The sequence below is a fragment of the Sphingobium sp. HDIP04 genome, from assembly GCF_000445085.1.
Classification (GTDB): Bacteria; Pseudomonadota; Alphaproteobacteria; order Sphingomonadales; family Sphingomonadaceae; genus Sphingobium; species Sphingobium indicum.
Genome location: NZ_ATDO01000102.1, coordinates 18,929 through 44,720, shown reverse-complemented (window position 1 = coordinate 44,720; position 25,792 = coordinate 18,929). Strand labels below are relative to the sequence as shown.

At 65.1% G+C, this 25,792-nt stretch carries 21 protein-coding genes; 6 read left to right on the top strand and 15 right to left on the bottom strand.

All coding sequences use genetic code 11. The features are described from left to right. Positions 1-129 precede the first annotated feature (129 nt). Positions 130-564 carry a hypothetical protein gene (locus L286_RS38560; protein ID WP_020818720.1) on the bottom strand — a complete coding sequence of 145 codons (435 nt, stop codon included), beginning with the start codon at positions 562-564 and terminating at the stop codon, positions 130-132. A gap of 4 nt (positions 565-568) precedes the next feature. Continuing rightward, a complete protein-coding gene (locus L286_RS38555; protein ID WP_021222981.1) occupies positions 569-1,213 on the bottom strand; it encodes a hypothetical protein in 645 nt (214 codons plus the stop codon). 99 nt (positions 1,214-1,312) lie between these two features. Here L286_RS38555 and L286_RS38550 point away from each other — a divergent pair, with 99 nt between their 5' ends. From L286_RS38550 to L286_RS38540, 3 genes are all read left to right on the top strand, one after another. Further along, on the top strand, positions 1,313-2,530 hold the full coding sequence (locus tag L286_RS38550) for a tyrosine-type recombinase/integrase (protein ID WP_020818722.1): 1,218 nt from the start codon (positions 1,313-1,315) through the stop codon (positions 2,528-2,530). A 146-nt stretch (positions 2,531-2,676) separates the two neighbouring features. Further along, positions 2,677-3,441, top strand: coding sequence for an IS6-like element IS6100 family transposase (locus L286_RS38545; RefSeq protein ID WP_001389365.1), 765 nt, complete (start codon positions 2,677-2,679; stop codon positions 3,439-3,441). 41 nt (positions 3,442-3,482) lie between these two features. Continuing rightward, positions 3,483-4,412, top strand: coding sequence for an acyltransferase family protein (locus L286_RS38540; protein ID WP_021223626.1), 930 nt, complete (start codon positions 3,483-3,485; stop codon positions 4,410-4,412). A gap of 1 nt (position 4,413) precedes the next feature. Here L286_RS38540 and L286_RS38535 read toward each other — a convergent pair whose 3' ends face one another. From L286_RS38535 to L286_RS38500, 8 genes are all read right to left on the bottom strand, one after another. Beyond that, a complete protein-coding gene (locus L286_RS38535; protein WP_020819713.1) occupies positions 4,414-5,709 on the bottom strand; it encodes a hypothetical protein in 1,296 nt (431 codons plus the stop codon). Between the two features lies 1 nt (position 5,710). Further along, entirely contained in the window at positions 5,711-6,121 is a 411-nt protein-coding gene (locus tag L286_RS38530) for a DMT family transporter (protein ID WP_020819712.1), read from the bottom strand. Positions 6,122-6,142: 21 nt separating this feature from the next. Next, the gene (locus L286_RS38525) at positions 6,143-7,594 is read right to left on the bottom strand and encodes a UbiA family prenyltransferase (RefSeq protein ID WP_020819711.1); all 1,452 of its coding nucleotides are present in this window, start codon (positions 7,592-7,594) and stop codon (positions 6,143-6,145) included. A gap of 153 nt (positions 7,595-7,747) precedes the next feature. Then, positions 7,748-8,155: a c-type cytochrome gene (locus L286_RS38520; protein ID WP_020819710.1), complete on the bottom strand. Its 408-nt coding sequence runs from the start codon at positions 8,153-8,155 to the stop codon at positions 7,748-7,750. Beyond that, positions 8,152-9,738: a flavin monoamine oxidase family protein gene (locus L286_RS38515; protein WP_020819709.1), complete on the bottom strand. Its 1,587-nt coding sequence runs from the start codon at positions 9,736-9,738 to the stop codon at positions 8,152-8,154. The genes L286_RS38520 and L286_RS38515 overlap by 4 nt, the downstream gene beginning before the upstream one ends. A 38-nt stretch (positions 9,739-9,776) precedes the next feature. Further along, entirely contained in the window at positions 9,777-10,280 is a 504-nt protein-coding gene (locus tag L286_RS38510) for a RidA family protein (RefSeq protein WP_020819708.1), read from the bottom strand. A gap of 150 nt (positions 10,281-10,430) precedes the next feature. Continuing rightward, positions 10,431-13,409 (bottom strand): amidohydrolase family protein, encoded by a 2,979-nt coding sequence (locus L286_RS38505; protein ID WP_020819707.1) that lies wholly within the window; start codon positions 13,407-13,409, stop codon positions 10,431-10,433. Between the two features lie 12 nt (positions 13,410-13,421). Then, positions 13,422-15,296 (bottom strand): gamma-glutamyltransferase family protein, encoded by a 1,875-nt coding sequence (locus L286_RS38500; RefSeq protein ID WP_025160585.1) that lies wholly within the window; start codon positions 15,294-15,296, stop codon positions 13,422-13,424. A 512-nt stretch (positions 15,297-15,808) separates the two neighbouring features. Between L286_RS38500 and L286_RS38495 the strand changes: the two genes are divergently transcribed. Together L286_RS38495 and L286_RS38490 are read left to right on the top strand one after the other, a co-directional pair. Beyond that, positions 15,809-18,874: a TonB-dependent receptor domain-containing protein gene (locus tag L286_RS38495; RefSeq protein WP_020819705.1), complete on the top strand. Its 3,066-nt coding sequence runs from the start codon at positions 15,809-15,811 to the stop codon at positions 18,872-18,874. Between the two features lie 74 nt (positions 18,875-18,948). Next, on the top strand, positions 18,949-20,829 hold the full coding sequence (locus tag L286_RS38490) for a gamma-glutamyltransferase family protein (RefSeq protein WP_020819704.1): 1,881 nt from the start codon (positions 18,949-18,951) through the stop codon (positions 20,827-20,829). Positions 20,830-20,847: 18 nt separating this feature from the next. Here the strand turns inward: L286_RS38490 and L286_RS38485 are convergent, their stop codons facing one another. Genes L286_RS38485 through L286_RS38475 form a run of 3 tightly spaced genes read right to left on the bottom strand, consistent with a single transcriptional unit; the run spans position 20,848 to position 21,533 of the window. After that, positions 20,848-21,054 (bottom strand): DUF2945 domain-containing protein, encoded by a 207-nt coding sequence (locus tag L286_RS38485; RefSeq protein WP_020819703.1) that lies wholly within the window; start codon positions 21,052-21,054, stop codon positions 20,848-20,850. Further along, a complete protein-coding gene (locus L286_RS38480) occupies positions 21,054-21,239 on the bottom strand; it encodes a hypothetical protein (protein ID WP_013053763.1) in 186 nt (61 codons plus the stop codon). Before L286_RS38480 ends, L286_RS38485 begins: the two co-directional genes overlap by 1 nt. A 27-nt stretch (positions 21,240-21,266) precedes the next feature. Further along, positions 21,267-21,533 (bottom strand): DUF2171 domain-containing protein, encoded by a 267-nt coding sequence (locus L286_RS38475; RefSeq protein WP_013053762.1) that lies wholly within the window; start codon positions 21,531-21,533, stop codon positions 21,267-21,269. A gap of 36 nt (positions 21,534-21,569) precedes the next feature. Here L286_RS38475 and L286_RS38470 point away from each other — a divergent pair, with 36 nt between their 5' ends. After that, on the top strand, positions 21,570-21,878 hold the full coding sequence (locus L286_RS38470; RefSeq protein WP_020819702.1) for a hypothetical protein: 309 nt from the start codon (positions 21,570-21,572) through the stop codon (positions 21,876-21,878). Positions 21,879-21,887: 9 nt separating this feature from the next. On the opposite strand, the gene L286_RS38465 is transcribed toward L286_RS38470, so the two are convergent. Then, the gene (locus L286_RS38465; RefSeq protein WP_020819701.1) at positions 21,888-23,975 is read right to left on the bottom strand and encodes a 3-hydroxyacyl-CoA dehydrogenase NAD-binding domain-containing protein; all 2,088 of its coding nucleotides are present in this window, start codon (positions 23,973-23,975) and stop codon (positions 21,888-21,890) included. A 10-nt stretch (positions 23,976-23,985) separates the two neighbouring features. Further along, positions 23,986-25,719 carry an acyl-CoA dehydrogenase family protein gene (locus L286_RS38460; RefSeq protein ID WP_020819700.1) on the bottom strand — a complete coding sequence of 578 codons (1,734 nt, stop codon included), beginning with the start codon at positions 25,717-25,719 and terminating at the stop codon, positions 23,986-23,988. Positions 25,720-25,792 lie beyond the last annotated feature (73 nt).

The window sequence follows — 25,792 nt, the reverse complement described above, 5'->3', positions numbered from 1 at the left end:
GGTTCATAATGCCGTAACCCGGATTATGCCGCATGGCATCGTAGGATCTCGTGTTTCCGCGATTTGGTGACGTGCCGCTTCGGCATATTCCTGGTGCCTGGGAGGTAATCCGCTGGAATGTGGGAACGTTCAGCGCAACTGACGCGGTTCGCTCACTTCTTCCGCATCCTGCGTGGCTTCGTGCACTTCTTCTCTGATGATCTTCTGCGTGATTTCATCCAGATGCGAGGTCAGGGCTTGGCTCAGTTCCTCGAACTCTGGCCATAGCGTCATCCGAACGAAACTCGCTGGCGCGCGAACAATCACCGTCTGACGATGCATGCGCGCATAGCGAAATGGCTTGATGCCATAGCGGCGGCACAGAGCGATGAAGAGCTGTCGTGACCAGGGGTCAGAAATTGAAAACTTGAACTCCTCGGCACGTTCTTGTTTGCTGGCCGTTGCGAACTGGCGGCGAATGCGTTCCGCAGCGGCACCTGCGGCGGCTTGCTCGCCGGCGGTCGTGGCGCCGGCATAGAGAGCTTCGATCTTGCGCAGCTTCTCGCGGAGACGTTCCTCGGACATTGGATCAATGCACCGTCGGCTTCTCGGTGAGAATGCCTTCAAGCATCTGTCGCCGTGCACGAGTGCAAGCCAGCACAGTCTCGTGGATTTCGGTCTCCATGATTTTGGTCAGTTCGCGCAGGTGCTTGAATGTCGTGTCAAGCTGGGTGCGATCATCCGCATTGGGGTCACGTTCCACGAGTTCGCAGATACCGCCCATCATCGCACGGAGCTCGGCAAGTTGGCCGATCGCGCCATGAGCACGTTCGGGTAGATCGATGATATCATGACCGTTGAACAGACCTTCGATGAAGCCATCCAGTTCCTCAAGACGGATCAGCCCGTAGTGTCCGAGATTTGCAGCAGTTGGGTCCATCGACACACGTGTCAGCCTGAATGGCTGACTACGCTTCTGGTGCCGGGTCAGCCCATTCCAAAGGCCGTCGATCAGAGCACCAATCAATTCGTTGGCTTCGTCCACGCTGTCGAACACGGGCAACTCACCGCCCCATAAATCCTGAATCATCTGCAAGGGCGAGGCCGATAGCTCCGGGGTTGCGATATTGCCCAGAAGCCGGGTGCGCACTTCGTGGAATGGCACCGGGCAGTCGTACTTCTCGATCAACGCCTTTACGGCTGCATCACCCAAAACCTTGGTCTTCTGCTTCATGCCCACTCCGCATATCTGAAACCAACACAACTGATAATCTTGCAGTCAGGGCGACGACAAGGCCCGGATCGCGCTCCAACCCTATGGAGCACGAAAACCATGACGATAATCACCAAAACCTGCATTGAGCCGTACATCGACAGCTTCATGCGCTGCTTTGCCGAGGCGAACTACAAACACGCCACGATCAAAGAATACCGAAATCTGATCCGCAGATTTGGACTGGCAATGGATGAGGCTGGCATTGCACCATCGGCATTGACGCCCGATCTTGCGGAAAAGCTGGGTCGGGCAGCAGAGCCGCAGAGAACAGGAACGATCCGCCTTTACAGCCTGGGGCGCAAATTCGCTGCGCACCTGATCGAGATATGCGTTGCCAAGCCGGTTGCACCGACTCCCGCTGAGGTCGCCCGCGCCGAACTGCTGGCCGACTTCGAAACCTATCTCACCAAACAGCGCGGCCTCAGTCCGCGCAGCATCCACCATACGCTCCGCTTTGCCAACCGCTTCATGGACCACCGCTTTGGTGCGGACATGTTCGACCTGACCAGTTTACGACCCGTTGACGCCGTCGGGTTCGTTCAACACTTGCTGTCGCGGGGGCGGCCATACCGAGACAAGAGTGCAGTGACGCATCTGCGCACGTTCTTCCAGTACCTGTTCGCACGAGGCGTCACCGCGACCAACCTTGCCCTAAGCGTGCCCAAAGCAGCGATGGCTCGCGACAAGCGCCTTCCCCGACATCTGTCGCCCGAAGGCGTCGAAGCCGTGCTTGACTGGGTTCGCCGAAATCCCCGGCACGGCGTTCGCGATTATGCGATGCTCCTGATCATGGCACGGCTTGGGCTTCGCGCGCCGGAAATCACCAGGATCGAACTCGACGATATCGACTGGCGTTCAGGCGAACTGACTGTGCGCGGCAAAGGCAAAGTGCATGACCGTGTGCCCATCACCGCCGAGGTCGGTGAAGCCCTAAGCCGGTATCTGAGGGAGGAGCGCGGACCGACTGACTGCCGGACCCTGTTCGTCACCCAGCGCGCTCCGCATCGACCATTCAAGGATAGCCAGATCGTCAACGCTATCATCAAGGATGCGCTCGATGCGACCGGTCAGAAGCCCGCTACGCCCTATGTGGGATCGCATGTTCTACGCCACAGCCTTGCCACGCAACTCATAAATCGTGGCGCTTCACTCGACGAGGTCGGCGACATGCTGCGCCACCGGTCGCGCGGTTCCACCATGATCTACGCCCGGCTTGAGATCGAAGGCTTGCGATCCATTGCCCAGCCCTGGCCCGTCGCGGGAGGTGCACAATGAGCCTCGCCAGCCAGCTTGACCGCTATCTCGCCGTTCGCCGTAGCCTCGGCTATGATCTCAGGACTTCCGAACGGGTGCTACGCCGGGCTCTGTTGCAAAAATCGTGAAGCTTGAGCATGCTTGGCGGAGATTGGACGGACGGAACGATGACGGATTTCAAGTGGCGCCATTTCCAGGGTGATGTGATCCTGTGGGCGGTGCGCTGGTATTGTCGCTATCCGATCAGCTATCGCGACCTTGAGGAAATGCTGGCGGAACGCGGCATTTCGGTCGACCATACGACGATCTATCGCTGGGTCCAGTGCTACGCCCCGGAGATGGAGAAGCGGCTGCGCTGGTTCTGGCGGCGTGGCTTTGATCCGAGCTGGCGCCTGGATGAAACCTACGTCAAGGTGCGGGGCAAGTGGACCTACCTGTACCGGGCAGTCGACAAGCGGGGCGACACGATCGATTTCTACCTGTCGCCGACCCGCAGCGCCAAGGCAGCGAAGCGGTTCCTGGGCAAGGCCCTGCGAGGCCTGAAGCACTGGGAAAAGCCTGCCACGCTCAATACCGACAAAGCGCCGAGCTATGGTGCAGCGATCACCGAATTGAAGCGCGAAGGAAAGCTGGACCGGGAGACGGCCCACCGGCAGGTGAAGTATCTCAATAACGTGATCGAGGCCGATCACGGAAAGCTCAAGATACTGATCAAGCCGGTGCGCGGTTTCAAATCGATCCCCACGGCCTATGCCACGATCAAGGGATTCGAAGTCATGCGAGCCCTGCGCAAAGGACAGGCTCGCCCCTGGTGCCTGCAGCCCGGCATCAGGGGCGAGGTGCGCCTTGTGGAGAGAGCTTTTGGCATTGGGCCCTCGGCGCTGACGGAGGCCATGGGCATGCTCAACCACCATTTCGCAGCAGCCGCCTGATCGGCGCAGAGCGACAGCCTACCTCTGACTGCCGCCAATCTTTGCAACAGAGCCCTTCCATCGGCCATGGCTGGGCGGTCTTTTCCACGCTCGATGCGCTGGCGAAGCCGATCCGCATGCCGCTGTTCTTCGCCATAGCGGGGCTGTTCGCCGCCGGGGCGCTCAGCCGGTCGTGGGTCCGGCTGCTGACCGGCCGGGTGGCCAATCTCGTCTGGCTCTACAGCCTGTGGACCGTGATCTACTGGCTGTTCTTCCGCTATTTCGACCCGACCGACGGGCTGAAGCCGCTGGGCCTTTCCAAATGGCAGCTCATCTATATGTGGATCATCCCGCCCAGCGGACAATGGTTCCTGTGGCTGATGGCGATCTATCTGGTCCTTGCCAAGGCGATTGCCCGCTTCCGAGGTCCGGTCCATCTGTCGGCAATCTTCCTGCTTTGCGCCCTGTCGGCCGAGGCGGCGGCGGACCTGCCCCATTATCCGTGGCGCAACGGCCTGCTCTATGTGCCCTTCTTCATCGGGGGGGCATGGTATGGCCGGGCGCTGGCGGAATGGGCGCCGCGCCATGCCGCGATGCTGATCGTCGGCGGAGCGGCAGGCTTTACGGCCCTCTGGATGCTGACGCGCCATCCCGGCGCGCATATCGGCCTGTCCATGGCGGGCCTGATGGAGGCGGTCGGCGTCGCCCCGTTGCTCAACCGGATTTCGTGGCTGAAGCGGCCGCTGCTTTTTTTCGGGCGGCGAACGCTCAGCATCTACCTCGGCCATGGGCTGGTCATCGCCGCGCTGTCCATGCCGCTGTCGGTCCTGCCGCTGGGGGATCATGCCTTTCTATGGGTCACGCCCTTCCTGATGCTGTTCTCCCTGTTCGGATCGCTGGTCCTTCATGACCGGGTGGGAAGTCTGGGCCGGATGTGGCTCTATAGCGAAGAGGGCATGCGGCAGTCCTTGCCGAAGCGGCTCAGAATTTGACTCAGATGCCGGATGCGCGGCCATGCTGCTTGTCCAGGGCAATCTGGTTGGAAAGCTTCGCCGCGGTCAGAAACTGCCGCTCATTATGGATGGAACCCACGACGATGAAGAGGACCAGCGCGCCGACGACTGTCTTGCGATAGGGGGAGAACCATCCCAGCGCCGCGAAAGCCAGCGCCGCAGCCGCGATGTCCGCCGCGTAGAGGAAGGTGATTTCCCCATAGACGCTGTGGAAGAGGATCTTCGAAGCCAGGAACAGCCCCAGCGCCAGCCCGATGGGCCGCCTCTGCCGATCGGCCAGCGTTCCTGCAACGCCTCCGGCCAGCAGGACCAGCCAGGCGGCGGCGGCAACGGTACCTGCCACGCCCCACCGGCCGAGCGGCGCGAACTGGTTGGTGACGACTGTCGAAGCGCCGATCTCCGTCTCCATCCTGTCCCGCTGCGGCGACGGCACGACGCCCGGCATCACCAGGGCGTTGCGCGCGCTGATGAACGGGCGCCATTCTATGCCGGCGGCATGCATCTTCGGCCCGGCATAGGTCTTTTCCTTGGCGATGATGCGCGGGTCGAGCCAGAAGGCGGCGCGGTGCAACAGCTTCATCTGGACCGCCGAGACCGCCGACACCAGCAGGAAGGCGCCCCCGCTGACCAGCAGAAACTGGCGGAACGGCAGGCGGAAGAAGGCAGCCGCCAGCCCCAGGCCCCAATTGGTGATCAGCATCGCGACGCTTGCCGCCGAAGCGACGATCCAGCCGGCGCGGGGCAGGCCCCGCATCGAACAGGTGAAGATCAGCATCAGCACGATGCCGGTCGCGCTGAATGCATAGGTTTCGATAAAGGCATACCAGTGGAGGAAACCGGCGCTGGCGACCAATGCGAGGGTGAAGCCGGCCGCCGCCGCGGGGACAAGGCCCATCAGCCGCATCGCCACATGGAATCCGCCCGCGCTGACCGCGGCGGCGATCATCAGCAGCAGGCCGATCGCCTGCATCGGCGGCAGGCCGAGCAAGGCGAGCGCCTTGACCGATGACAATGCGGTTATGGAAAAGAGCGGATGGGCGACGGTGCGGTTCTGCCATGGACTCCAGCGCTCCGTCATGTTGGAGATGACGCGGGGCGGATCGGCCTGGAAATAGATGTTGAACGTGTCATAGACCTGCGGCGACAGCGCCTTGCCGTTGAACAGGCAGGTCGCCATGGCCGTCATGCTGAGCAGGATGACCAGCACCAGGTCGACGCGGCTGACACCGATCGGCCAGGTGCGGCGGGCGGGCGCGCCAAGCGCGGTCGCCGCCATCTCAGTTCAGCCCCGTAACGAGCACGCCCGCCACGATCAGCCCGATGCCGCCCAGGCGTGCCGGCGAAATCGCCTCCCCCAGCAGCCAGAAGCCGCAAATGGCGGTGACCACGATGCCGAGCGCGACGCAGGGATAGGCCTGCGACAGGTTCATGCGGGACAGGACCATCAGCCACGCCCCGGCGCTGAGGCCGAACATCGCCATGCCGACGATCACCAGGGGGGTGGTTGCGATGGTGGCCGCGATCTCGATCGCCGATCCGCGCGCCAACGCATTCTGCACCGGGACGCCGTTCATGCCGATCTTCATCAGCACCTGCGATCCGGAGGACAGCAGCACGCAGGTCAGGACCAGAAGCGGCCACAGCAGGCCGGCGGCGGCGCGATGTTCAGCCAGGGCTTGGGCAGGCAAGGTTTTCCTCCGGGGATGGGATCAGTGCGCCGCGAACATGATGAGCAGGACCAGGCAGACCATGCCCGAACTCATGCGATCGCGCAGGGCGAAGACGACCGGATCGTCGTGGATCAGGCGGCGATGCGCCAGCATCAGCATCCGCCCCACCCAGTAGAGCATGATCGGGCAGATGATCCACAACAGGTCGGGATGGCGATAGGAGCCGTTGACGGCCGGCGAGGTGAAATAAAGCGCCAGCACGGTGATGGAGACATAGGCGGAAGCCACCGCCATCGACATCACCATGGTCATGTCGCTGACCTTGTAATTGCGGTTGCTGGCGTCGCCCAGATCGGCGTCCTTGCGCTTGGCGAGTTCGGTGTAGCGCTTGATCAGCGCCAGGCTGGTGAAGAACATGACGGCGAAGGCGAGCAGCCAGTCGGACATGACGATCCCTGTCGCCGCGCTGCCGCCGATCACCCGCACGGCGTAGAGCAGGGATAGCGCCAGGACATCGATCAGGAATTTCCGCTTGAGCACGAAACTGTAGGCGCTGGTAAGCGCGAAATAGCCGAACAGCACGCCCAGCAGCGGCAGCGACACCATCGCTCCCGTCAGCAGGCCGAGAGCCAGCAGCAGGCCGGACACGATCAGCGACGCCCCGATCGGCAACTGCCCGCTGGCGAGCGGACGGCCGCGCTTGCTGGGGTGCCGCCGGTCGGCATGCAGGTCGACGATGTCGTTGACGATATAGATGGACGACGCGATCAGGGAGAAGGCGACGAAGGCGCAGAGGCTTTGCAGCAGGGCCAGCCGGGTGACCTCATTGCCGATCAGCGGCGGCACGAAGACCAGCGCATTCTTCACATATTGGTGGACGCGCAACTGACGCAGCCAGAGCCCGGGGCTGGCCCCTTCCTCCGCCAGAGCCTTGAGCGGACGGCCCCTGCGCTGCATATGGCGGAAGGCGGCAGTGGGCGCGCGCACGGCATAGCCTTGCGCGGCATGCTCCCAGACCGGGACGTCGACCATGGCATTGCCGATATAGTCGAAGCCGCCCTCCCCGAATTCCGCGACCAGCCGGTCGCGCTTGGCCCTGCCCGACAGGTTGGTCGTCCCGTCGGACGCGAACCAACCGTCGAACAGGCAGAGATGATCCGCGATCTGCGACACCAGCCGGGCATCGGCCGCCGAGGCGAGGTAGGTCGGCCTTCCCTCCGCCCGCGCCGCGCGGATCAGCAAGAGCACCTGATCGTCATAGGGCAGGTAATGGGGATCGAAATCGGGGCTGTCCGCCAGTTCCGCCTTGATCGCCGCCTTGTTCCATCCAGTGCGCAGAAAGGACGAGAAGATGGTGCGGGGTCTGTCGTTGAAGGCCGAGATCAGGCATTCGACCAGCAAGTCCCCCTTGATCAGCGTGCCGTCCAGATCGACGACAAGCGGACAGGATTGAGTATTCACCTGCGGCTTCGACTGGACAGCGACTTGCATGGCTTCCCCTTCACTTCATCGAAACCGATTAGATGTGAGGCGAGGAAGCGAATCAATTAAGGGGAAATTGCTAAGGGTTTTCGCGGTGAAGACGTCGCTGCTCTACAGGCCGGCCCGCGCATCGGCATGCGCGGGAAAGAACAGGGTTTCCTGTCACTCCATGCTTCGGCCGGGCCTGACGATGCGTTTGACGTCCGCTTCCGTGACGGCTTGGGGATAGGCGTTGCCGAAATTCGTGCGGACATAGGTGATGACCGCCGCTACCTGCGCGGGGGACAGCATCTCGTTCATCGGCGGCATCGCGCCCTTGCCCTTCATCACGATGCCGATGGGATAGGCGGGGTCGGCCAGTTTCCGGTTCTTCGCCAGCGCCGGGATGGCGCCGCCGCCGCTGCCCATGGCGTTGGGCATGTGGCAGGCGGCGCAGATCTGCTTGTAGACCTTCTCCCCGTCGACCGTCTTGTTCTTTGCCTGCACGCCGCCGGGGGTGTCACCGTGGGCCGGAGCGGCGAGCAGCGCCAACAGGGGCGGGATCAGGATGAGGGCGCGGCGCGGGGTCATGCCGCCTGCGTCCTCTGGTGGATGCGGGCGATGGCGTCGAGGCCGGAGAGCAGCGATCCTTCCATCCAGCCACCATAATAGCTGGCATGTTCGCCCGCCAGCACCACGCTGCCGTCCAGAGCGACGAGATTGTCGTAATGGGCCGCCCTGTTCTCCTCGCTCCAGCGGGAGGTGCAGCCCAATATCCAGGGGACGCGGCTCCAGGGGACGGATACGCCGTTCAAAAATTCCTTGCGATATTGGGGATGGAAGATTTCGCCCTGGGCCAGCGCCGCCTCTATCCGTTCCTGCGGGGTCATGCCGGTCAGTTCGAAGGCACCCGCGTCGCGGGCGAAGGCGCCGAGCAGCACCGCCGGGCCGCTGGAGAAGAAGCGGTCGTTGGGATAGGAAAGCTGGGCTATGGACTGGTCGGTGAAGCTGTGGCCGCCATAGATATTGTCGTCCTCCTCCCAGAAGCGGCGCTTGAATTCCAGGCCCATCTTGAGCTGGCCCGCATAGGGGACGGCCTTCATCGCCGCCGCCAGTTTCGGGCCGACCTGCATTTCCACCTGGCTGATGATCGACAGGGGGATGGTGCAGACGCACCAGTCGGCGCTGACCTTGTTCACCTGGCCGCTGGGCACGTCGCGATAGCTGACGGTCACGCCCTTGCCGTTCTGGGCGACTTTCATAACCTTTGCATTATAGGTGATGAGCTTGCCGACCTGCCGGGCGAAGGCCTTGCCGATCATGTCCATGCCGCCGACCGGCTGGAACATCGTGGTCTGCATCACATAGTTGAAATAGAAGCTCATCGCGGTCCAGACCTGAGGGTCCAGAACGTCGCCGAGTTTTGCGATCTGGGAGGGCGTGGGCGCGCCGCCTACGCCGCCGCCGGGCGGGCGGTCGTAGCCGCGCTGGGCGGAGACGGCGACGCTGCTGCTATAGGCCATGTTCGCGTCCAGCACGCCCCAGTGGCGCAGCGCCTCCAGCAGTTTTTCCTTGTCCTCCGCGCTGATGCTGGCGTCCAGCGCCTTGGCGTTCGCGGCCTTGGCCAGCAGTTCGGAGGTGTGGCCGCGAAAGTCGGTCGCCACCGCCTTGTAGCGTTGGGGCTTGCCGCCAAAGGCTTCGCTGGAATGGATGAAGCCATTATGGTTGAGCTGGATGAACGGTTCCATCGCCACGCCGAATTTGCGGCAATAATGGAGCAGGCAATTATGGTGGTGGGGGATGCGCCAGGGGCCGGGATTGATGTAGTTGCCCGGCGCAAACTGCACCTTCTGCACGGTGCCGTCGCTTTCGGTGAAGCTGTCGCCGCCGCGCAGCGTATAGTTGCGGCCGCCGGGGCGATCCTGAAATTCCAGTATCTTGACCTGATAGCCCGCCTTTTCCAGTTCATAGGCAGCGACCATGCCCGCCAGGCCCGCGCCCAGCACGACGACCGACGCACCCGGCTTCGCGCCGGAGAGGACGGGCGGGCCGTCGAACCGGGTTTCTGCGGCATGGCCCAGCGCGGTCATCGCCTGGTACATGGCCGCCGCGCCGCCGACGCGGCCAATCAGGCCCAGAAGCTGGCGGCGGCTGGGCTGCGTGCTGTTGTCCATGGATACCCCCTGAGCGCGTTCGGTTGGCAGCGGATAGGTCAGTTGCCCTTGGCGGCGATCGCCTCAATCTCGATCAACTGTTGCGGCCGGGCCAGGCCCGCGATCTGGAAGGCCGACCGCGTCGGCAGGTTGGGCTGTTCCGCCGTGCCGAAGAATTTTTTATAGGCGCGGGTCATGCCGTCGCGGTCCATCTTTCCGCCCAGCTTGGGATCGCCGACCAGGAAGACGGTCAGCTTCACCACGTCGCCCATGGTGAGGCCGAGTTCGGCGAGTTGCGCCTTCATCTTCGTGAAGATGGACAGGGCCTGCGCTTCGGTGTCGCCGAAGGCGTCGGGGCTTTCCATGTCCTTGGGGTCGATGGGCGATCCGGTCGCGCCGGAGAGGAAATAGAGGGTGCTGCCGGGCGGGACCACGGCGGCGCTGGCGATCATTGCGCCGGGGGCCTGTTTATGTTCGACCGGCGCGGCATGGGCCGTCGAGGACAGGATGGCGGCGGCCATGATGCCCGCGAGAGAAAGCCTGAACGATGACGGATTGGCCATGAACGCTCCCTGTTTTGGAGCCTGGCCTGTCGAGTTGAAGCATGTTTCAGGTTGAGCTTCAACTTGAACAGGGCAAACTCTGGCAATGTCGATGCTTATGTTCGGGAGAACGAGGCGGAGGGGAAAATCCGCCATGTCTTTATTGCTCTGTTATTTCCCGCTTTCCTGTCCGGCGGCGATCAGTTCCGCCACGTCATAATATTGGCCGTTGGCGATCACTTTCCTGACGTTGAAGGTGTTGGCGATATTTTCGCGGGGGTCGCCCTCCAGCAGGGTGATGTCGGCCAGCTTGCCGGCCTCCAGCGTGCCCGCGTCCAGATTGAGCGATTTGGCCGAGTTGACCGTGGCGGTCTGGAGCGCCTGGAAGGGGGTCAGCCCGGCGTCGACATAGGAGGAAAGCTCCGCATGCAGGTTGGTCGCGATCATCGTGTCGGTGCCCGCCGCAACCAGCGTGCCTGCGTCATAGAGTTTCTTGAGGCTTGTCAGGCTGCCCGCGATCAGGGGGCGCAGCAGGGCAGCCAAGGGATCGCTTTCCGTCACGGTCTTGCGCGCCCAGATCGGATAGAGGTTGAGGCGCGGATCGTCGCGATAGGAGGGGTATTTTTCCAGATAGCCGGTCAGCGCGCCGAAATTGGTGGGCGTCAGCGTGCGGCCGCTCCTGCCGAAAAGCTGGATGACATCCTCATAGGCCATGCCCATCGGACCCTGCTTGGGCGAATAGCCGCGGCGGCTGGTCGCGCCCAGATGCTCGGTCGCGTCGACGCCGGTATAGGCGGCGGGGAAGATTTCATGGCCGGTGACGGGCACGCCCATCTGGTGCGCGGCCTCCACGATGCGGCGCTGGTAGATGTCGGGCATGCGGACATAGCTTTTCAATATGTCATATTTGAGCAGGCGGGCGCGCTCCAGTTCCCGCTCCAGATGGGCGGGGCCGGAGACGGCGACGCCCATCTTGTAATAGACGCGCTGCCATTCGAGCAGCGGGCCGTTGATGTAGAGGCGCGGGGATGGGCGGACGCCCGCTTCGGCGGCTTCGCGGTCCTCCACGGCGTCATAGACCTGGTTGCCCGGATCGCGGACGGTGGTGATGCCATAGGCCAGCCAGGCGCGTTCCAGATTGCCGCCGAAATCCTTTTGCAGATGGGCGTGATGTTCGATCAGGCCCGGAATGGCGGTGAGGCCGGTGCCGTCGATGAAGCGGTCCGCTTTGTGCAGCGCCGGGTCGTGGTTGCGGATCGCGGCGATGCGGTTGCCCTCGATCACGATGTCCTTGTCATGCTGGGTCTCATCGCGGACGGAGTCGATGAGATTGCTGACATGGATCACCGTCCGGCCGGTGGGAATGGCGAGGCGGTAGCTGAGGTCGACGGGGATTTCGCGGATGACGCCGGTTTCGGTGTCGATGGTCTTCAGCTTGTCGGACGACTGGTAGAGGATGGTGCGGCTGTCGGCGGTCCAGGTCGGGAAATAGGCGATTTCGGAGGTGTAGCTGCGCGGCGGACCCATCGGCTTGCCGTCCGCTTCCACTGGCCAGATCTTCAGCAGGCCTTCGTAGATCGCGGCCATCTTCGTGCCGTCGGGCGACCAGGCGGGGCCGCCGCCGCCGCGCGTGTCGGTGCCGGCATTGGCCTGCGGTATCTGCCAGAAGGGTTCGCCCTTGCCGTCCGCGGGGATGACGTAGATCTGGTTCGTGCCCTCCCGGAAGCTGTTGGAATATTTGTAGGAGAGCGCGATGGCGACATATTTGCCGTCGGGCGACCAGGTGGGACTGCCGGGTTGGCCGAGCGAGGCCTGGAGGCGCGTTATCTTTCCGGTCGCGACATCGACGACGCAGACGCCCGCGACGCCCCAGCGGCCGTCGACATCCAGGAAGGCGATGCGGCTGCCGTCGGGGGACCATGCGGCGCCCAGAGGCTGGGTGTCGATGCTGGTGAGCTTGCGGTCCTTGCCGGTCTTGAGGTCGCGTATCCACAATTGCGGCAGGCCGCCGCCCTTGTCGGACGTGTAGGCGATGCTCTGGCCGTCCGGCGACCAGGCCGGGTCGGCGTCCAGCGCGACGTCCTTGGTGAGGTTTTCGGGCGCGCCGCCCTTCGAGGACATGAGGTAGAGATCGCCCAAGGCGACGAAGGCGATGCGGCTGCCGTCGGGCGAGATGGTGGGGTGGACGATGCCCAATGCCTTGCGCGGGGCGGTGCTATCCCAGTCGCGCTTGGCGCGGGCGTAGCTGGGCTTCACCGCCTCCAGCGTGGCGGCGAAGTCGATGGTGGAGAGGCGCGCGCCGCTGCGATATCGGATCTTGCCGTCGGAGACGTAATAATAGCCGCCCTTCCCCCAGCTGATGCGGAAGGGGAAGACATTTTCGGCGGCGCTGACGGACTTGCCGTCGACTTCGAGATGGCTGCCCTTGGCGTCCTGGACGACATAGGCCAGTTGGCCGGTGGGGCCGTAGGAGGGGGCGTCGACCCTGCCCGCCACCTGCTGCAGCAGGCTTTCCTTGCCGTCGGCCACGGTCGTTGCATAGAGCGCGGTCTTTCCGCCGTCGATCCCGGCATAGGCGATGCTCGCGCCGTCGGGGGACCAGCTTGGCATGCGGTCTTCGCGCCCGTTGCTGCTGACCTGCTTCACCGCGCCGCTGGCGACGTCCAGCGTCCAGATGTCGTAATTGCCGCTGCGGTCGGAGGAGAAGGCGATGGTCCTGCCGTCCGGCGACCAGGCGGGTTCGCGGTCGTCCCACGCGCCCTGCGTCAGCTTGCGCATGTCGCTGCCGTCGGGCTTGATCGTCCAGAGGTCGTAGCCGCCGTCGCGATAGGCGAAATAGGCGAGGCGCGATCCGTCCGGCGACCAGACGGGCTGGCGGGCGTCGTTGAAATAGTCGGTGATGCGCTTCGCCTTGCCGCCCTTCGCCGGGATGATCCACAGGCTGCCCTGAAGGTCGACCGCCAGCCATTTGCCGTCGGGCGAGACGGAGACGGCCATGGACGTGCCCTCATGCACGTCGAAGGCGATGGGTTTTTCGCCGCCGGGCGGGGGCAGGTTGGCGGGCTGGGCCAGATTGGCGGGCTGGGCAAGAGCCTGCGCGGCGCAGGCGGACAGCAGGGCGACGGACAACAGCTTCATATGGGAGATCATCGAAATGCCCTTTTACCAACCGAATACATAGCGTTCGCGGCGGACGTCCGCGCCGCCGCGCAAGGTGAAGCTGCCGGGCACGACGCCCGCCGCGACGATGCCCGTGGAGACGGCGAACGGCCCCAGCACGTCGAGCTTGTGCCCGCGCGCGGCGAGATCGTCGCGGACCTCCTGCGGCACGCGATTTTCTATTTCGAGCACGCCCGGCTCATCCTTCTTGATCGCGAAGGAGGCGTGGAAATGGTTGCTGTTGATGCGGGGCGCCTCGATCGCGGCCTGGAGCGGCTGGTCGAAGGCCAGCACGCGCAGCAGCACGTTCATGATCTGCTGGTCCTGATTGTCGCCGCCCGGCGTGCCGATGGCCAGATAGGGCGCGCCGTCCTTCAGCACCATGGAGGGGGAGAGCGTCGTGCGCGGCCGCTTGCCCGGCGCGAGGACATTGGGGCTTTCCGGATCGAGGTCGAAAACGGTCAGGCGATTGCTCATCGGCACGCCGGTGTCGCCCGCAATATAGGCCCCGCCGAGCAGCCAGCCGGAACTGGGCGTGGCGCTGAACAGATTGCCGTCCTTGTCCACCACTTCGATGGCGGTGGTGTCGGCGGTGGGACGCGGCGGAGCCTTCAGCATATGGGGGGTGAAGGCGGGGGTGGTGCGCGCCCTGCCCTCGAACGCCCAAGGGTCGCCATAGCGATGCTCCAGCGAGGCTTTCGGGCCGATTTGTTTGGCCCGCTGCGCCGCATAGTCCTTCGACAGCAGGCCCTTCATCGGCACGGTCGCGAAGTCGGGGTCGCCGAAATAGGCGTTGCGGTCGTCGAAGGCGAGCTTGATCGATTCCGCGACGGTGTGGAGATAGGGGGCGGACCCCGGCTCCATCCGCGCGATGCCCGCCGCCTCCGCTATGTTGAGCGCCATCAGCATGGCCGGGCCCTGGCTCCAGAAACCGGCCTTGTAGACTTCATAGCCGAAGACGCTGGTCATGGCCGGGGTTTCCACCCTGCCCCTGTAACCGGCGAGGTCTTCGTAGCGCATCAGGCCGCCGTCGCGCTCCATCGCCGCGCCGATGCGGCGGGCGATGTCGCCCCGGTAGAAGGCGTCCCGTCCGGCCTGGATCGCGGCCTTGCGGTCCTTTGTTTTCTTATATGTGGCGCGGTCCGCTTCGGCGATGATGCGGATGGTCTTGGCGAGATTGGGCTGGCGGAAGATTTCGCCGACCTTCGGCAATGTTCCGCCCGGATAATAAGTGTCGTAGGCGTCCTTCCATTTGGATGTCGCCTTTTTCTGGCTGGCGAAGACTTCGGCCAGGAAATTATACATGACGAAACCGTCCGCCAGTTCGATGGCGGGTTGCAGAACCTGGTCCAGCGTCATCGTGCCGTTGAGTTGCAGCGCGAGGGCCATGGCGTCGACCATGGCGGGGACGGTGCCGCCATTGGGACCGTTGCCGGGGATGACGCCCGCCTTGGCGAACTTGTCCGGCGTGGCGAGCGCGGGGGCGACCCCCTGCCCGTTCACCGTCGAGACTTTCTTCGTCTTCGCGTCGTAGATGATGGTGGGCGCTTCGCCGCCGAAGCCGAAATGGGAGATTTCCGTCACCGCCGCCGCGAACACCGCCGCAACGCCCGCGTCGGTGGCGTTGCCGCCCGCCATCAGCATGCGCGTCCCCGCCGCCACCGCATAATGGCGTCCGGCGGCGACGATGCCGAAATTGCCGACGATTTCGGGCCGCAGCGTTTCCCCCGCGCTGACCAGCCGGGTCGGTTCCAGCGGCGCCTTGGCGGCGGGAGCGGCATCCTGCGCGGAAGCGGGCGATTGGGCGAGGACGACGCCCCCGACGGCCAATGCCGCAAAGTCGCGGCGGCTCAATCCCTGCCTTGCAGTCTCGGTCATGAACGAAGATCCCCTGTAATCGGCATAGTCAGCGCTACCCGAGGGAAAGCAAGCATCTGCCCTGCCGGTCTTTTTCCCTGTAACGAGAGTGATCCCGCTTTCCGCTATCCTTGACGAGATTTCATGGATTTAAAAAAATATTCATCCCAACATGGCGGAAATCATGATCTCATCAGTTCTACCAAGTTGAACGGGCGCAGGAGTGGGCGCTTCGCCCGTCGACCCATGCTGCCGGCGGGGAGCCGGAGGCGATATAGGCCCATGCGGGGATGATGCCGGAACTCCAGTTGTCGGGGGATCCGCGAATGCACAGTCTGGGCCAATACCCAATTTCCAAGAACAAACGCCAGTCGTGCACGGGATTCATCGGCGCGCACCTGCCCGATAACTGACATCGCGCAAAGTCCTTCGGCCGGGGAGATCGGCGACAAGGGATTTCTTCACAGGGGAACAGCAAGATGAGGGTGAGAAGAAACAGCATATCGATACTGGCGGGAGCCAGTATCTGGGCGATGACGACCGGCGCGCTCTATGCGCAGACCGACGCCGCACCGCAGGACGAAGCGGACAAAGGCGCCGAGATCGTCGTCATCGGTTCCCAGATCAGGGGCGCTAACACGACCGGCGCCCTGCCTGTCAACGTCGTGGGCGAACAGCAGATCGAGGCGGTGGCCGCGGTTTCCGGCGCGGACCTGTTCCGGTCCATCCCGCAACTGGGCGGCGTCACCTTCAACGAGCAGGTGCTGGGCGGCGGCAATGCGAACGCTGCGCGCGGCGACGTTTCCACCGTGTCGCTGCGCGGCCTGGGCCAGGGCAACACGCTGCTGCTGATCAACGGCCGCCGCACCGTGCTGCACCCGACGTCGCAGGCGATTTCGGGCGTCATCGATTCCGGCGTTCCCACCTTCGGCTATAACGCCAACACCATTCCCGTCGGCAACATCGCCCGCGTGGAAGTGCTGCGCGACGGCGCAGCGGCGCTTTACGGGTCCGACGCAGTCGCGGGCGTCGTCAACAATGTCCTCAATTCCGATTTCGACGGCGCGAAGTTCGACGCCCAATATGGCGGAGCGGAAGGTACCAATCTTCGCGAGTTCACAGTCAACGGACTGATCGGCAAGGACTTTAGCGAAGGGCGCGGCAACATAACCCTGTTCGCCGGATATGCGCAGAAGTCGAAACTATATCTGAGCGACCAGGACTATACCGCCAATGTCGACCGGCGCGGCTATGTGGCGGGCACGTCCTTCGCCAATGTCTCGGCGTTCAACGGCACCAGCACCAGCACGCCATGGGGCACGTTCCGCGCGCTGAGCCCCGCCGCCAACGGCACTTTCCTCAACCGGACCATCACCAGCAACGGCACCGCCTTCACCAACAGTTCCAGCCAGTTCCACATCCAGCCCAGCACCAACAGCGGATGCCGCATCCCGTCGGGCACCACGGGCACCTGCTATGACGACGGCAACGGCGCGACGGAGATGGCGACGGTCGACAGCAACCTTCGCTTCAATTCGCCGGCGACGTTCAGCGATCTGACCACCCAGCCTTCGATCAAGCGCATCAACCTGTTCGCCAACGGTCATTTCGACCTGACCGACAGCCTGACCCTCTATGGCGAAGCCGGCTTCTATCGGGGCAAGACGCAGGCGATCATCGGCGCGCCGGGTTCGCTGGCGAACATTCCGATCACCGTCGCCGCCAATGCCTATTGGAACCCGCTCGGCCCGGTCGGCTCGCCCAACCGCCTGCCCGGCCTCAGCACCGCCGTCGTTCCGGCGTCGGGCCTGCCGGTGCAGATCACCTCGCTCAACTATGTCGACGTGGGATCGCGCAAGGTCGACGTGACCAACTATCAGTATCGCTTCCTGGGCGGCCTGAAGGGCCAGATCGGGGATTGGGACTGGGATACGGCCGGCCTCTACACCTGGGCGACCGCCGCGGACACGCAGGAGAACTTCTCCAACACCCTGTTGCAGGCCGCGATCAACCGCACCACGCCCGACGCCTACAACCCCTTCAACGGCGGCTGCGTCGACCGGCCGTCCATCGGGGATTGCACGCCCAACAGCGATGCGACCATCGACAGCTTCCGCATCAAGGCGACGCGCAAGACGCGCACGTCGCTGGCCCTGTGGGACTTCAAGGTCTCCAACGCCAATCTGCTGGGCCTGTGGGCGGACAACAGCATCGGCATCGCGGCGGGCGTCGAATATCGCCGCGAAACCTATCATGACAATCGTTCCCCCTATCAGGGCGGCATTCGCGGAGTCGACACGACCTATACGGACGCCGTCACCGGCATCTTCTACGGTTCCGACCTGGGCGGCGCCAGTCCCAGCCCGGACGTGCGCGGCAAGCGCAACGTGAAGTCGGCCTATGCGGAACTCGCCATCCCCATCTTCAGCCCGGAGATGGAGGTTCCCTTCTTCCGCAGCCTCGATTTCCAGATCGCCGGACGCTATGAAGACTATAGCGACGTCGGGTCGGTCGCGAAGCCGAAGATCGCGGGAAGCTGGGAACTGCTGGAGGGCATGCGCCTGCGCGGTTCCTGGTCGCAGGGTTTCCGCGCCCCCAACCTGGAGGTCATCAACACCTCCACGCTGGACCGCGTGAACACCGGCATCGACTATGTGCTGTGCGAGGCGGACCTGCGCGCCGGGCGGATCGCCAACTTCTCCCAGTGCAACCGCAGCATCTCCGTCCTGCGGCGCAGCGGCGGCAATCCCAATCTGAAGCCGGAGGAATCGGAAAGCTGGAGCTTCGGCGCGGTCTTCTCCCCGCCGCTGGGCGACGGATGGGGCAAGGTGACGTTCACCGTCGACCGCTGGCGCATCAAGCAGAAGAATGTGGTCGGCCTGCTCGACTATCAGAACGGCCTCAACCTCGACTATCTGCGGCGCGTCCAGGGCAGCACCAACCCCAATGTCGTGCGGCGCGACCCGACGGCGGACGATGCCGCGCTGGTGGCGGGCACCGGCCTCGCTCCGGTGGGCGAGCTGCTCTATGTCGTCGCCAATTTCGAGAACCTTCTGCCGGTGACGGTGCAGGGCATCGATTTCAACCTCGACTATCTGCTGCCGACCGCAGCCATCGGCACCTTCTCGCTCAACGTCAACGCATCGCGCCTGATCAGCTATTATGTCGACGCCCCGGCCGGGGTGACGGCGGTGATCGACGGGCGCTCGGCGGGCCTGGTCAATGCGGGCGTGCCGATCCAGGGCGGCGGCGATGTCGTCGGCCGCGACGGCCAGCCCCGTTGGCGGATCGCCGCGACGCTGGACTGGACGCTGGGGCCGGTGAAGATCGGCGCCTTCACGCAGTTCATCGACAGCGTCTATGAAAATGCGGTACGCGATGCCTCGACCAATCCCTGGATCGTGAAGGGGCAGACGACCGTCAATCTCTATGCCCAATATACGTTCAAGAATGGCGGGCCGCTCAACGACACCAGCATCCAGATCGGCGCGCGCAACATCTTCGACAAGGATCCGCCGCTGGCATCGACCGGCTATCTGTCGAACCTCTACCAGCCGCAGGCGCGCTACTGGTACACCAGCATCAAGAAGTCCTTTTGATGCGTGGGGATGCGGCGTCCGGCCCTGGGCGCCGCATCCCCTTTTCCCTTGTCAGCAGGACCGAAGGTTGACCCATGGCCGCTCCCGATAAGCCCCGGCGCCCGGAAGCGCTCGACCGTCGGGAATTGCTTGCCGCCGGCCTTTCGGGCCTGGCCCTCGCCGGCATTGCGTCCACCGCCGGCGCGCAATCGGGCGCCCGCGCCCCGGATGCGCCCCGTTCCGGCGGAACGAGCGTCGCGGCGCATCGCATCGAAGTGCCGATGCCGCATGGCGGCGTCACCGCCGGCCACCCTCTGGCCGCCATGGCCGGAACCCGCATGCTGATGCAGGGCGGCAGCGCGGCCGACGCGGTGGTCGCCGCAATGGCGGTGATGAACGTCGTCGAACCCTGGGCATCCAGCGCAGGCGGCAACGGCTTCGCCACCTGTCTGGACCGCAAGGCTGGCAAGGTCCATTCGCTCGCTTTCACGGGCGGCGCGCCGCGCCTGCTGGATCCTCGGGTCGATCCCAAGGCGCTCGACCATGGCCCCAGGGCGCTGACCGTGCCCGGCGCCTTCGGCGGCTGGATCGCCTTGGCCCGGCGCTTCGGCAGGCTGCCGCTCGCCACCTTGCTGGAACCGGCGATCGGCTATGCCCGCGACGGCCATCCGCTCGATCCGTCCATCGCCCTGTTCATCGGCCGGGCGCAAAAGACGATCAGCCTCTATCCGACCAGCGCCGCCCTGTTCCTGCCGGACGGACAGCCGCCGGCGCCCCGCTCCACCTTCCGCAACCCCGATCTCGCCCGCACTTTCCAGGCGCTGGCCGATGCCGAAACCGCGGCGCTGAAGGGCGGCGCCGACCGGGATCGCGCCCTGCAGGCCGCCTACGACTATTTCTACACCGGCCCCATTGCGCGGGAATTCGCGCGCTTTTCGACCGAAACCGGCGGCTGGCTGCGCTTCGACGATCTCAAGGCCTATCGGCCGCGCTGGAGCGACCCTGTCAGCACCCATTATCGCGGGCTGGACGTCTACAGCAGTCCACTGACCTCCCGCACCGGGCTGGAGTTGTGCGAGCAGCTCAATCTGGTCGAGGGGTTCGACCTTGCCGCCCTGCCGGCGGACGGCCCGCAACTCGCCCATTTGCTGATCGAGGCGATCAAGGTGGCCAAGGCCGACGTCTATCGCTACGCCTCCGATCCCCGCTTCGCGCAGACGCCGGTCGAGGGCCTGCTTTCCAAGCGCTTCGCGGCGGAACGGCGCAAGCTGATCGATCCGGCCCGCGCAGGCCTCTATCCGGAGGGCGGCAATGCCGCGGCCTTCGACCAGGCGGCAGCGCTGGAACGGGCGCGGCCGCGCTTTGCGGCGCGGGGCGACGACCGCACGCGGGGCGGCGACACGACCAGCCTGTCCGCCGTCGATGCGGACGGCAACGCTATCGCCGTCACCACCACCATCGGCGGCGGATTCGGCACTTTCCTGGTGATGGGCAATACGGGCATCCTCTTCAACAACGGGCTGAGGCTGGGGTCCACCGCGCCCTATGACGGCCACCCCAACAAGGTCGCGCCCGGCAAGGTGGCGCTGTTGGGCAACGGCCCCACCATCTTGCTCGACAAGGGCCGGTTGCATCTGGTGTTCGGATCGCCCGGCGGGGAGACGATCGGCCAGACGCAGTTCCAGTTCCTGGTCAACATCGTCGATCGCGGCATGCCGATCCAAGCAGCCATAGAGGCGCCGCGCTTCGCGCTGGATGCCGATCCGAATTTCTACCGGCCTGGCGCCGCCGTCACCGTGCAGGCGGAGGGGCGCTTCCCCGATCCCGTGCTGCAAGGGCTGGCCGCCATGGGCCACCGGATCGAGAAGGTGGGGCCCTATGCCATCGGCAGCGTCCAGGGCATATCGGTCGCCCCGTCGGGCGCGCGCATGGGCGGGGCGGACCCCCGCCGCATGGGCTATGCCGTCGGCTATTGAGGCCGCCTCATGCCCCGCTCACCGCTTCCTGAGCGCTTCGGGCTTGTGCGCGGCCCGCTTGCCCGCGTCGGTTTCCACAATGAACTGGGGATCGTCCGGCGTGGCGGCGACCTTGTGACCCTTGATCCGGGTCGTTCCGGTAACCTTCTTCACCACCTTGCCACGGGCCTCTCCGCCACGGCTTTTCCACGTCACGGCATCGCCTTTGCCGAGCGGCCCGGCCATTACGCGCCTCCTTGATCGCGGGAAAAGGCGATCCTGCGCCGGTCCATTTCCTCGACCACGGCCCGAAGGAAGGGGGACAGGTTCTCCGTCTCCTTGTCCGACGCCGTTTCCCAGCTATCGATGAGTTCCTCGTCGGTCATGTTCGCCACTTCGGCCCGATGGTCGCCGGGCGAATTTCCAGCCATGACGATTCTCCGTTGCTGCGGCCCGCGTCAGTCGTCATCGTCCATGATCGCCTGACCGCCTTCCTCTTCCTCCAGGAGGACCGCCGCGGCGCCCTCGGCGGAAAGCCGGACCTGATTGCCTTCCACCGCCGCGACCAGTCCACCGGCGATGAAATGATGATGGTCCCCATGCGATCCGCTGTCGGCCTTGACCATCTTGATCCGGTCGCCTTCCACCTTGTCGACCGTGCCGACATGCACGCCGTCGGCGCCGATAATGTCCATATGTTCCTTGATCGCGCTCAGGTCTGCCATGATTCTCTCCTTCTTCCGCCCTGAACGCATGGACCCTTGCAGAGATGCGCCGCCGGTCGCCGACTGCCGCGCAGGAGCCACGACTTCACGCAAACCGGGTGCAAAGTAGCGGATACGCCCATCGGAAGCGATTTTGGCGGTCGAGATGACGACGACGCGCGCGCCCGGCAGTCGCGGCTGCGCATCCTCTACGCATCGGGTTACGCCAAGGAGGTGCTCGTGCGCGACGGGCGGCCGGACAGCGGCGTCGAACTGCTGGCCAAGCCCTTCACCAGCCTGGCGGAGCGGCTGCGCCAGGGTGTGTGGGGATTCAGCCCATGGCGGTCCGCGCCGCCGATACGGTAAAGACATTCGTCATTGGGCGTTCCCATCCTGAAAATCGAGATCCCCGAAGCCCCCGCCGATGGCGGCGAGCCGCTCGATCAGCGGGGCGGGAGTCCATGCCCAACCGTTGCGGCCGGCGGCAAGGGCGCGCAGCCGGTCCAGCACCGCGGGCAGGCCCATCAGGTCCGCCTGGAACATCGGCCCGCCCCGTTCGCGGCCGAAGCCATAGCCATGGAGGTAGATCATGTCGATGTCGACCGGGCGATAGGCGATCCCCTCTTCCAGGATATGGGCGCCTTCGTTGACCAGGGCGAGCAGGCAGCGGCCGACGATCTCCTCATCGCCGATCGCGCGCCGCTGAAGGCCGATCTCCGCCGAATAATCCTCGACCAGCCGGGTGATTTCCGGATCAGGCTGCGCAGTGCGGCCATCCGGATAGACGTAGATGCCCTTTCCACTCTTCTGCCCGAACCGGCCCAGTTCGCAGATGCGGTCGATCACTCCGGAATAGGGGCGGTCGGACTGCTCCACAGCGCGGCGCTTGCGGATCGCCCAGCCAATATCGTGCCCGGCCAGATCCATGGTCCGGCATGGGCCCATCGCCATGCCCCAGCGCTCCATCGCAGCATCGATCTGCTGCGGCAGCGCGCCTTCCTCCAGCAAGAAATAGACCTGGCGCAGATATTCCTCGAACATGCGATTGCCGATGAAGCCGTCGCACACGCCCGACACCACGCCCACTTTGCCGATCCGCTTGCCCAGCGCCATCGCGGTCGCGAGCACGTCCGGCGCCGTTTCCCCGCCGCGCACCACCTCCAGCAGCCGCATAATATTGGCGGGCGAGAAGAAATGCAGGCCCACGACCCGCGAGGGATCGGCCACCAGCGCGGCGATGGCGTCCAGGTCCAGCGTCGAGGTGTTGCTCGCCAAAATCGCGTCCGGCCGGGTTATCGCGTCGAGCGCGGAGAAGACCTGCTTCTTGACGCCCATGTCCTCGAACACCGCCTCGATCACCAGGTCCGCTTCGGCGAGGGCCTCCAGCTCCGTGGCGGGCGTGAAGGCGGCCATGCGCGCATCGGCCGCATCCTGGCCGATCCTGCCCTTCTCCACATCGCGCTGGATCGTCTTGCGAATGGTGGCCTCCGCCTTGGACAGCGCCTCGGCCCGCAGTTCGACCATCGTCACGGGCACGCCCGCATTCAGCAGCGCGAGCGCGATGCCGGTGCCCATCAGGCCGCCGCCCACGACGCCGACCCGGCGGATGTCGCGCGGTCGAACGTCCGCCGCCAGTCCGGGAATGCGCGCCACGGTTCGTTCCCCGAAAAAGGCGTGCCGCAGGCCGCGGGAGGCTTCGGATCGCATCAGTTCCCCGAACAGCCTCGCCTCCAGGGCCAGGCCGGCGGCCAGATCGTCCGACAGCGCCGCCACGCAATCGACGATCCGGGCAGGCGCCTGGCTCAATCCGGCGCGCAGCTTTGCCCGGCGCGCATCGACGGCTTCGGCAAGATCGACAGGCACCGGCAGAGCGCCCGTGCGGCGCAGCGGGGGGGCGCCACGCGCCACTTCCAGCGCCGCCTCCACCACGTCGCCGTCGACCAACCGATCGACCAGTCCGGATGAGGCCGCCTGCTCCGCCGTCACGGGCTTGCCCGACAGCATCATGTCGAGCGCCGCGCCCGCCCCGATCAGCCGAGGCAGACGCTGCGTTCCCCCGGCGCCGGGCAACAGGCCCAGCGTCACCTCCGGCAGGCCAAGGCGACTGCCCGCCTGCGCGATGCGATAATGACCCGCCATGGCGAGTTCCAGGCCGCCGCCCAAAGCCATGCCATGGATCGCCATGATCACCGGCTTCTCGCAGGCCTCGACCGCCGCGATCACGTCCCGCACGCGGCTGACCTGCGTCGGAGCGCCATCGAAATCGCCGATGTCCGCGCCGCCGCAGAACATCCGGCCCGCGCCTGCGATGACGATGACGCGGCATGCGGGATCGCCCGCCGCCTCGTCGACCGCCGCCGCTATCTGGTCGACAAAGCCGTTGCCGGCGGAAAGGGCGTTTACCGGCCCGTTGGACAGGCGCAGGACGATGGTCTCGCCTTCCCTCCTCTTCTCTACAGCCATGTCGGTCCTTTCAGAAGGCTTCGGCGCCGAGCGCCATGATCGCGGCTTCGCCCGCGGCGATGCCGACCGCCAGCCCCTGGGCCTGCGGCAGCATCCGCTGGGCGAAATAGTCCGCCACGGCGCGCTTCGCGCCGTGCAGCGGCGCGTCGCCCTGCGCGGCGGCGGCCATCCGCGTCCACATCCAGCCCATGGACACCAGCGCGAAGAGGCGCAGATAATCGACCGCCGCAGCCCCGGCCGCTTCGGTCCCCGCGCCGCGCAACGAGGCCGTCACCCCGCGCAGCAAGGCAAGCGCCTCCCGCGTCTTCGCGGCGATGTTCAAGCCCTCGGCAGCGGCCAGATCCGTTTCGACGAGGGCGAAAAAGCCCTCCACCACCGCGCCGCCCGCCATGGGGAGCTTGCGCCCGACCAGGTCCATCGCCTGCACGCCGTTGGTGCCCTCGTAGATCTGGGCGATGCGGGCGTCGCGGACATATTGCTCCATGCCCCATTCGCGGATGTAGCCGTGCCCGCCGAACACCTGCTGCGCCTGCACCGCGCTTTCGAAGCCGAAATCGGTGAAGGCCGCCTTCACCACCGGGGTCAGCAGCGCGACGAGCGCGTCCGCCCTGGCTCGTTCGGCCGCATCGGGATGGTGATGCGCCCGGTCAAGCTGCAACGCGGTCCACCCGGCCAGCGCGCGCCCGGCCTCCACGAAGGCGCGGATATTGAGCAGCATGCGCCGCACATCGGCATGCTCGATGATCGTGACGGGGCCTCGCGCTCCGTCGGCGCTGCGGCCCTGGAGTCGCTCCTTCGCATAGCCGGCCGCCTGCTGGTAGGATGCCCCGGCGATGCCCAGGCCCTGGATGCCGACCATCAGCCGCTCGGCGTTCATCATGGTGAACATCGCGGCCAGCCCCTTGTGCGGCTCCCCCACCAGCCAGCCGGTCGCGCCGTCATAATTCATCACGCAGGTCGGCTGGGCATGGATGCCCATCTTCTTCTCCAGCGCGCCGACCGACATGCTGTTGCGGATCGTGAAGCCGCCATCGGCATCGGGCAGATATTTAGGCACCAGGAACAGGCTGATGCCTTTCACCCCCGCAGGCGCATCGGGCAGGCGCGCCAGCACCAGATGGACGATATTGCCGCCGAAATCATGATCGCCCGAGGAAATGAAGATCTTTTGCCCCGTGATGGCATAGCTGCCGTCGGCATCGGGCGCCGCCTTGGTCTTCAGCAGGGCAAGGTCGGTGCCCGCGCCACTTTCCGTGAGCGCCATGGCGCCGGTCCATTCGCCGCTCACCATCGGCGGCAGATAGGTGGCCTTCAGGAAATCGCTGGCATGGGCCATGATCGCCTCGCACGCGCCGCGCGTCAGGCCGGGAAACAGGCCGAAGGACAGGTTCGTCGCGGCGAGCATCTCGTCCAGCCAAAGCTGGAGGATGAACGGCAATCCCTGCCCGCCATATGCCGGGTCCGCCGACAGCGACGCCCAGCCCGCCGCCGCGAAATCGCGCCAGGCGTCGGCAAAGCCCTCCGGCGTCTTCACCAGCCCGTCGACGAGGAGGCTCCCCTCCTCATCGCCATGACGATTGAGCGGGTGCAGCCGGTCGGCGCACATGCGCCCCGCTTCCTCCAGCACGGCCGCCGCCAGATCGGCATCGACCTCCTTCCCCATGTCCGCCATCGCCCGGTCGAAGCCGAGCACCTCCGTCAACAGGAAGCGATAATCGTCGATCGGCGGTACATAGCTGAACATGGGGCTCTCCTGAAAGCGTGACCAGGGTCTATACCAAACATCTGTTACAGTCAACGGCGGCTCGGGCCATCGC

Excerpts from the sequence above, each read along its gene's own strand:
- L286_RS38560 (WP_020818720.1), bottom strand. The coding sequence starts at position 564 with ATGTCCGAGGAACGTCTCCGCGAGAAGCTGCGCAAGATCGAAGCTCTC.
- L286_RS38555 (WP_021222981.1), bottom strand. The coding sequence starts at position 1,213 with ATGAAGCAGAAGACCAAGGTTTTGGGTGATGCAGCCGTAAAGGCGTTG.
- L286_RS38550 (WP_020818722.1), top strand. The coding sequence starts at position 1,313 with ATGACGATAATCACCAAAACCTGCATTGAGCCGTACATCGACAGCTTC.
- L286_RS38545 (WP_001389365.1), top strand. The coding sequence starts at position 2,677 with ATGACGGATTTCAAGTGGCGCCATTTCCAGGGTGATGTGATCCTGTGG.
- L286_RS38535 (WP_020819713.1), bottom strand. The coding sequence starts at position 5,709 with ATGGCGGCGACCGCGCTTGGCGCGCCCGCCCGCCGCACCTGGCCGATC.
- L286_RS38525 (WP_020819711.1), bottom strand. The coding sequence starts at position 7,594 with ATGCAAGTCGCTGTCCAGTCGAAGCCGCAGGTGAATACTCAATCCTGT.
- L286_RS38520 (WP_020819710.1), bottom strand. The coding sequence starts at position 8,155 with ATGACCCCGCGCCGCGCCCTCATCCTGATCCCGCCCCTGTTGGCGCTG.
- L286_RS38515 (WP_020819709.1), bottom strand. The coding sequence starts at position 9,738 with ATGGACAACAGCACGCAGCCCAGCCGCCGCCAGCTTCTGGGCCTGATT.
- L286_RS38510 (WP_020819708.1), bottom strand. The coding sequence starts at position 10,280 with ATGGCCAATCCGTCATCGTTCAGGCTTTCTCTCGCGGGCATCATGGCC.
- L286_RS38505 (WP_020819707.1), bottom strand. The coding sequence starts at position 13,409 with ATGATCTCCCATATGAAGCTGTTGTCCGTCGCCCTGCTGTCCGCCTGC.
- L286_RS38500 (WP_025160585.1), bottom strand. The coding sequence starts at position 15,296 with ATGACCGAGACTGCAAGGCAGGGATTGAGCCGCCGCGACTTTGCGGCA.
- L286_RS38495 (WP_020819705.1), top strand. The coding sequence starts at position 15,809 with ATGACGACCGGCGCGCTCTATGCGCAGACCGACGCCGCACCGCAGGAC.
- L286_RS38490 (WP_020819704.1), top strand. The coding sequence starts at position 18,949 with ATGGCCGCTCCCGATAAGCCCCGGCGCCCGGAAGCGCTCGACCGTCGG.
- L286_RS38485 (WP_020819703.1), bottom strand. The coding sequence starts at position 21,054 with ATGGCCGGGCCGCTCGGCAAAGGCGATGCCGTGACGTGGAAAAGCCGT.
- L286_RS38480 (WP_013053763.1), bottom strand. The coding sequence starts at position 21,239 with ATGGCTGGAAATTCGCCCGGCGACCATCGGGCCGAAGTGGCGAACATG.
- L286_RS38475 (WP_013053762.1), bottom strand. The coding sequence starts at position 21,533 with ATGGCAGACCTGAGCGCGATCAAGGAACATATGGACATTATCGGCGCC.
- L286_RS38465 (WP_020819701.1), bottom strand. The coding sequence starts at position 23,975 with ATGGCTGTAGAGAAGAGGAGGGAAGGCGAGACCATCGTCCTGCGCCTG.
- L286_RS38460 (WP_020819700.1), bottom strand. The coding sequence starts at position 25,719 with ATGTTCAGCTATGTACCGCCGATCGACGATTATCGCTTCCTGTTGACG.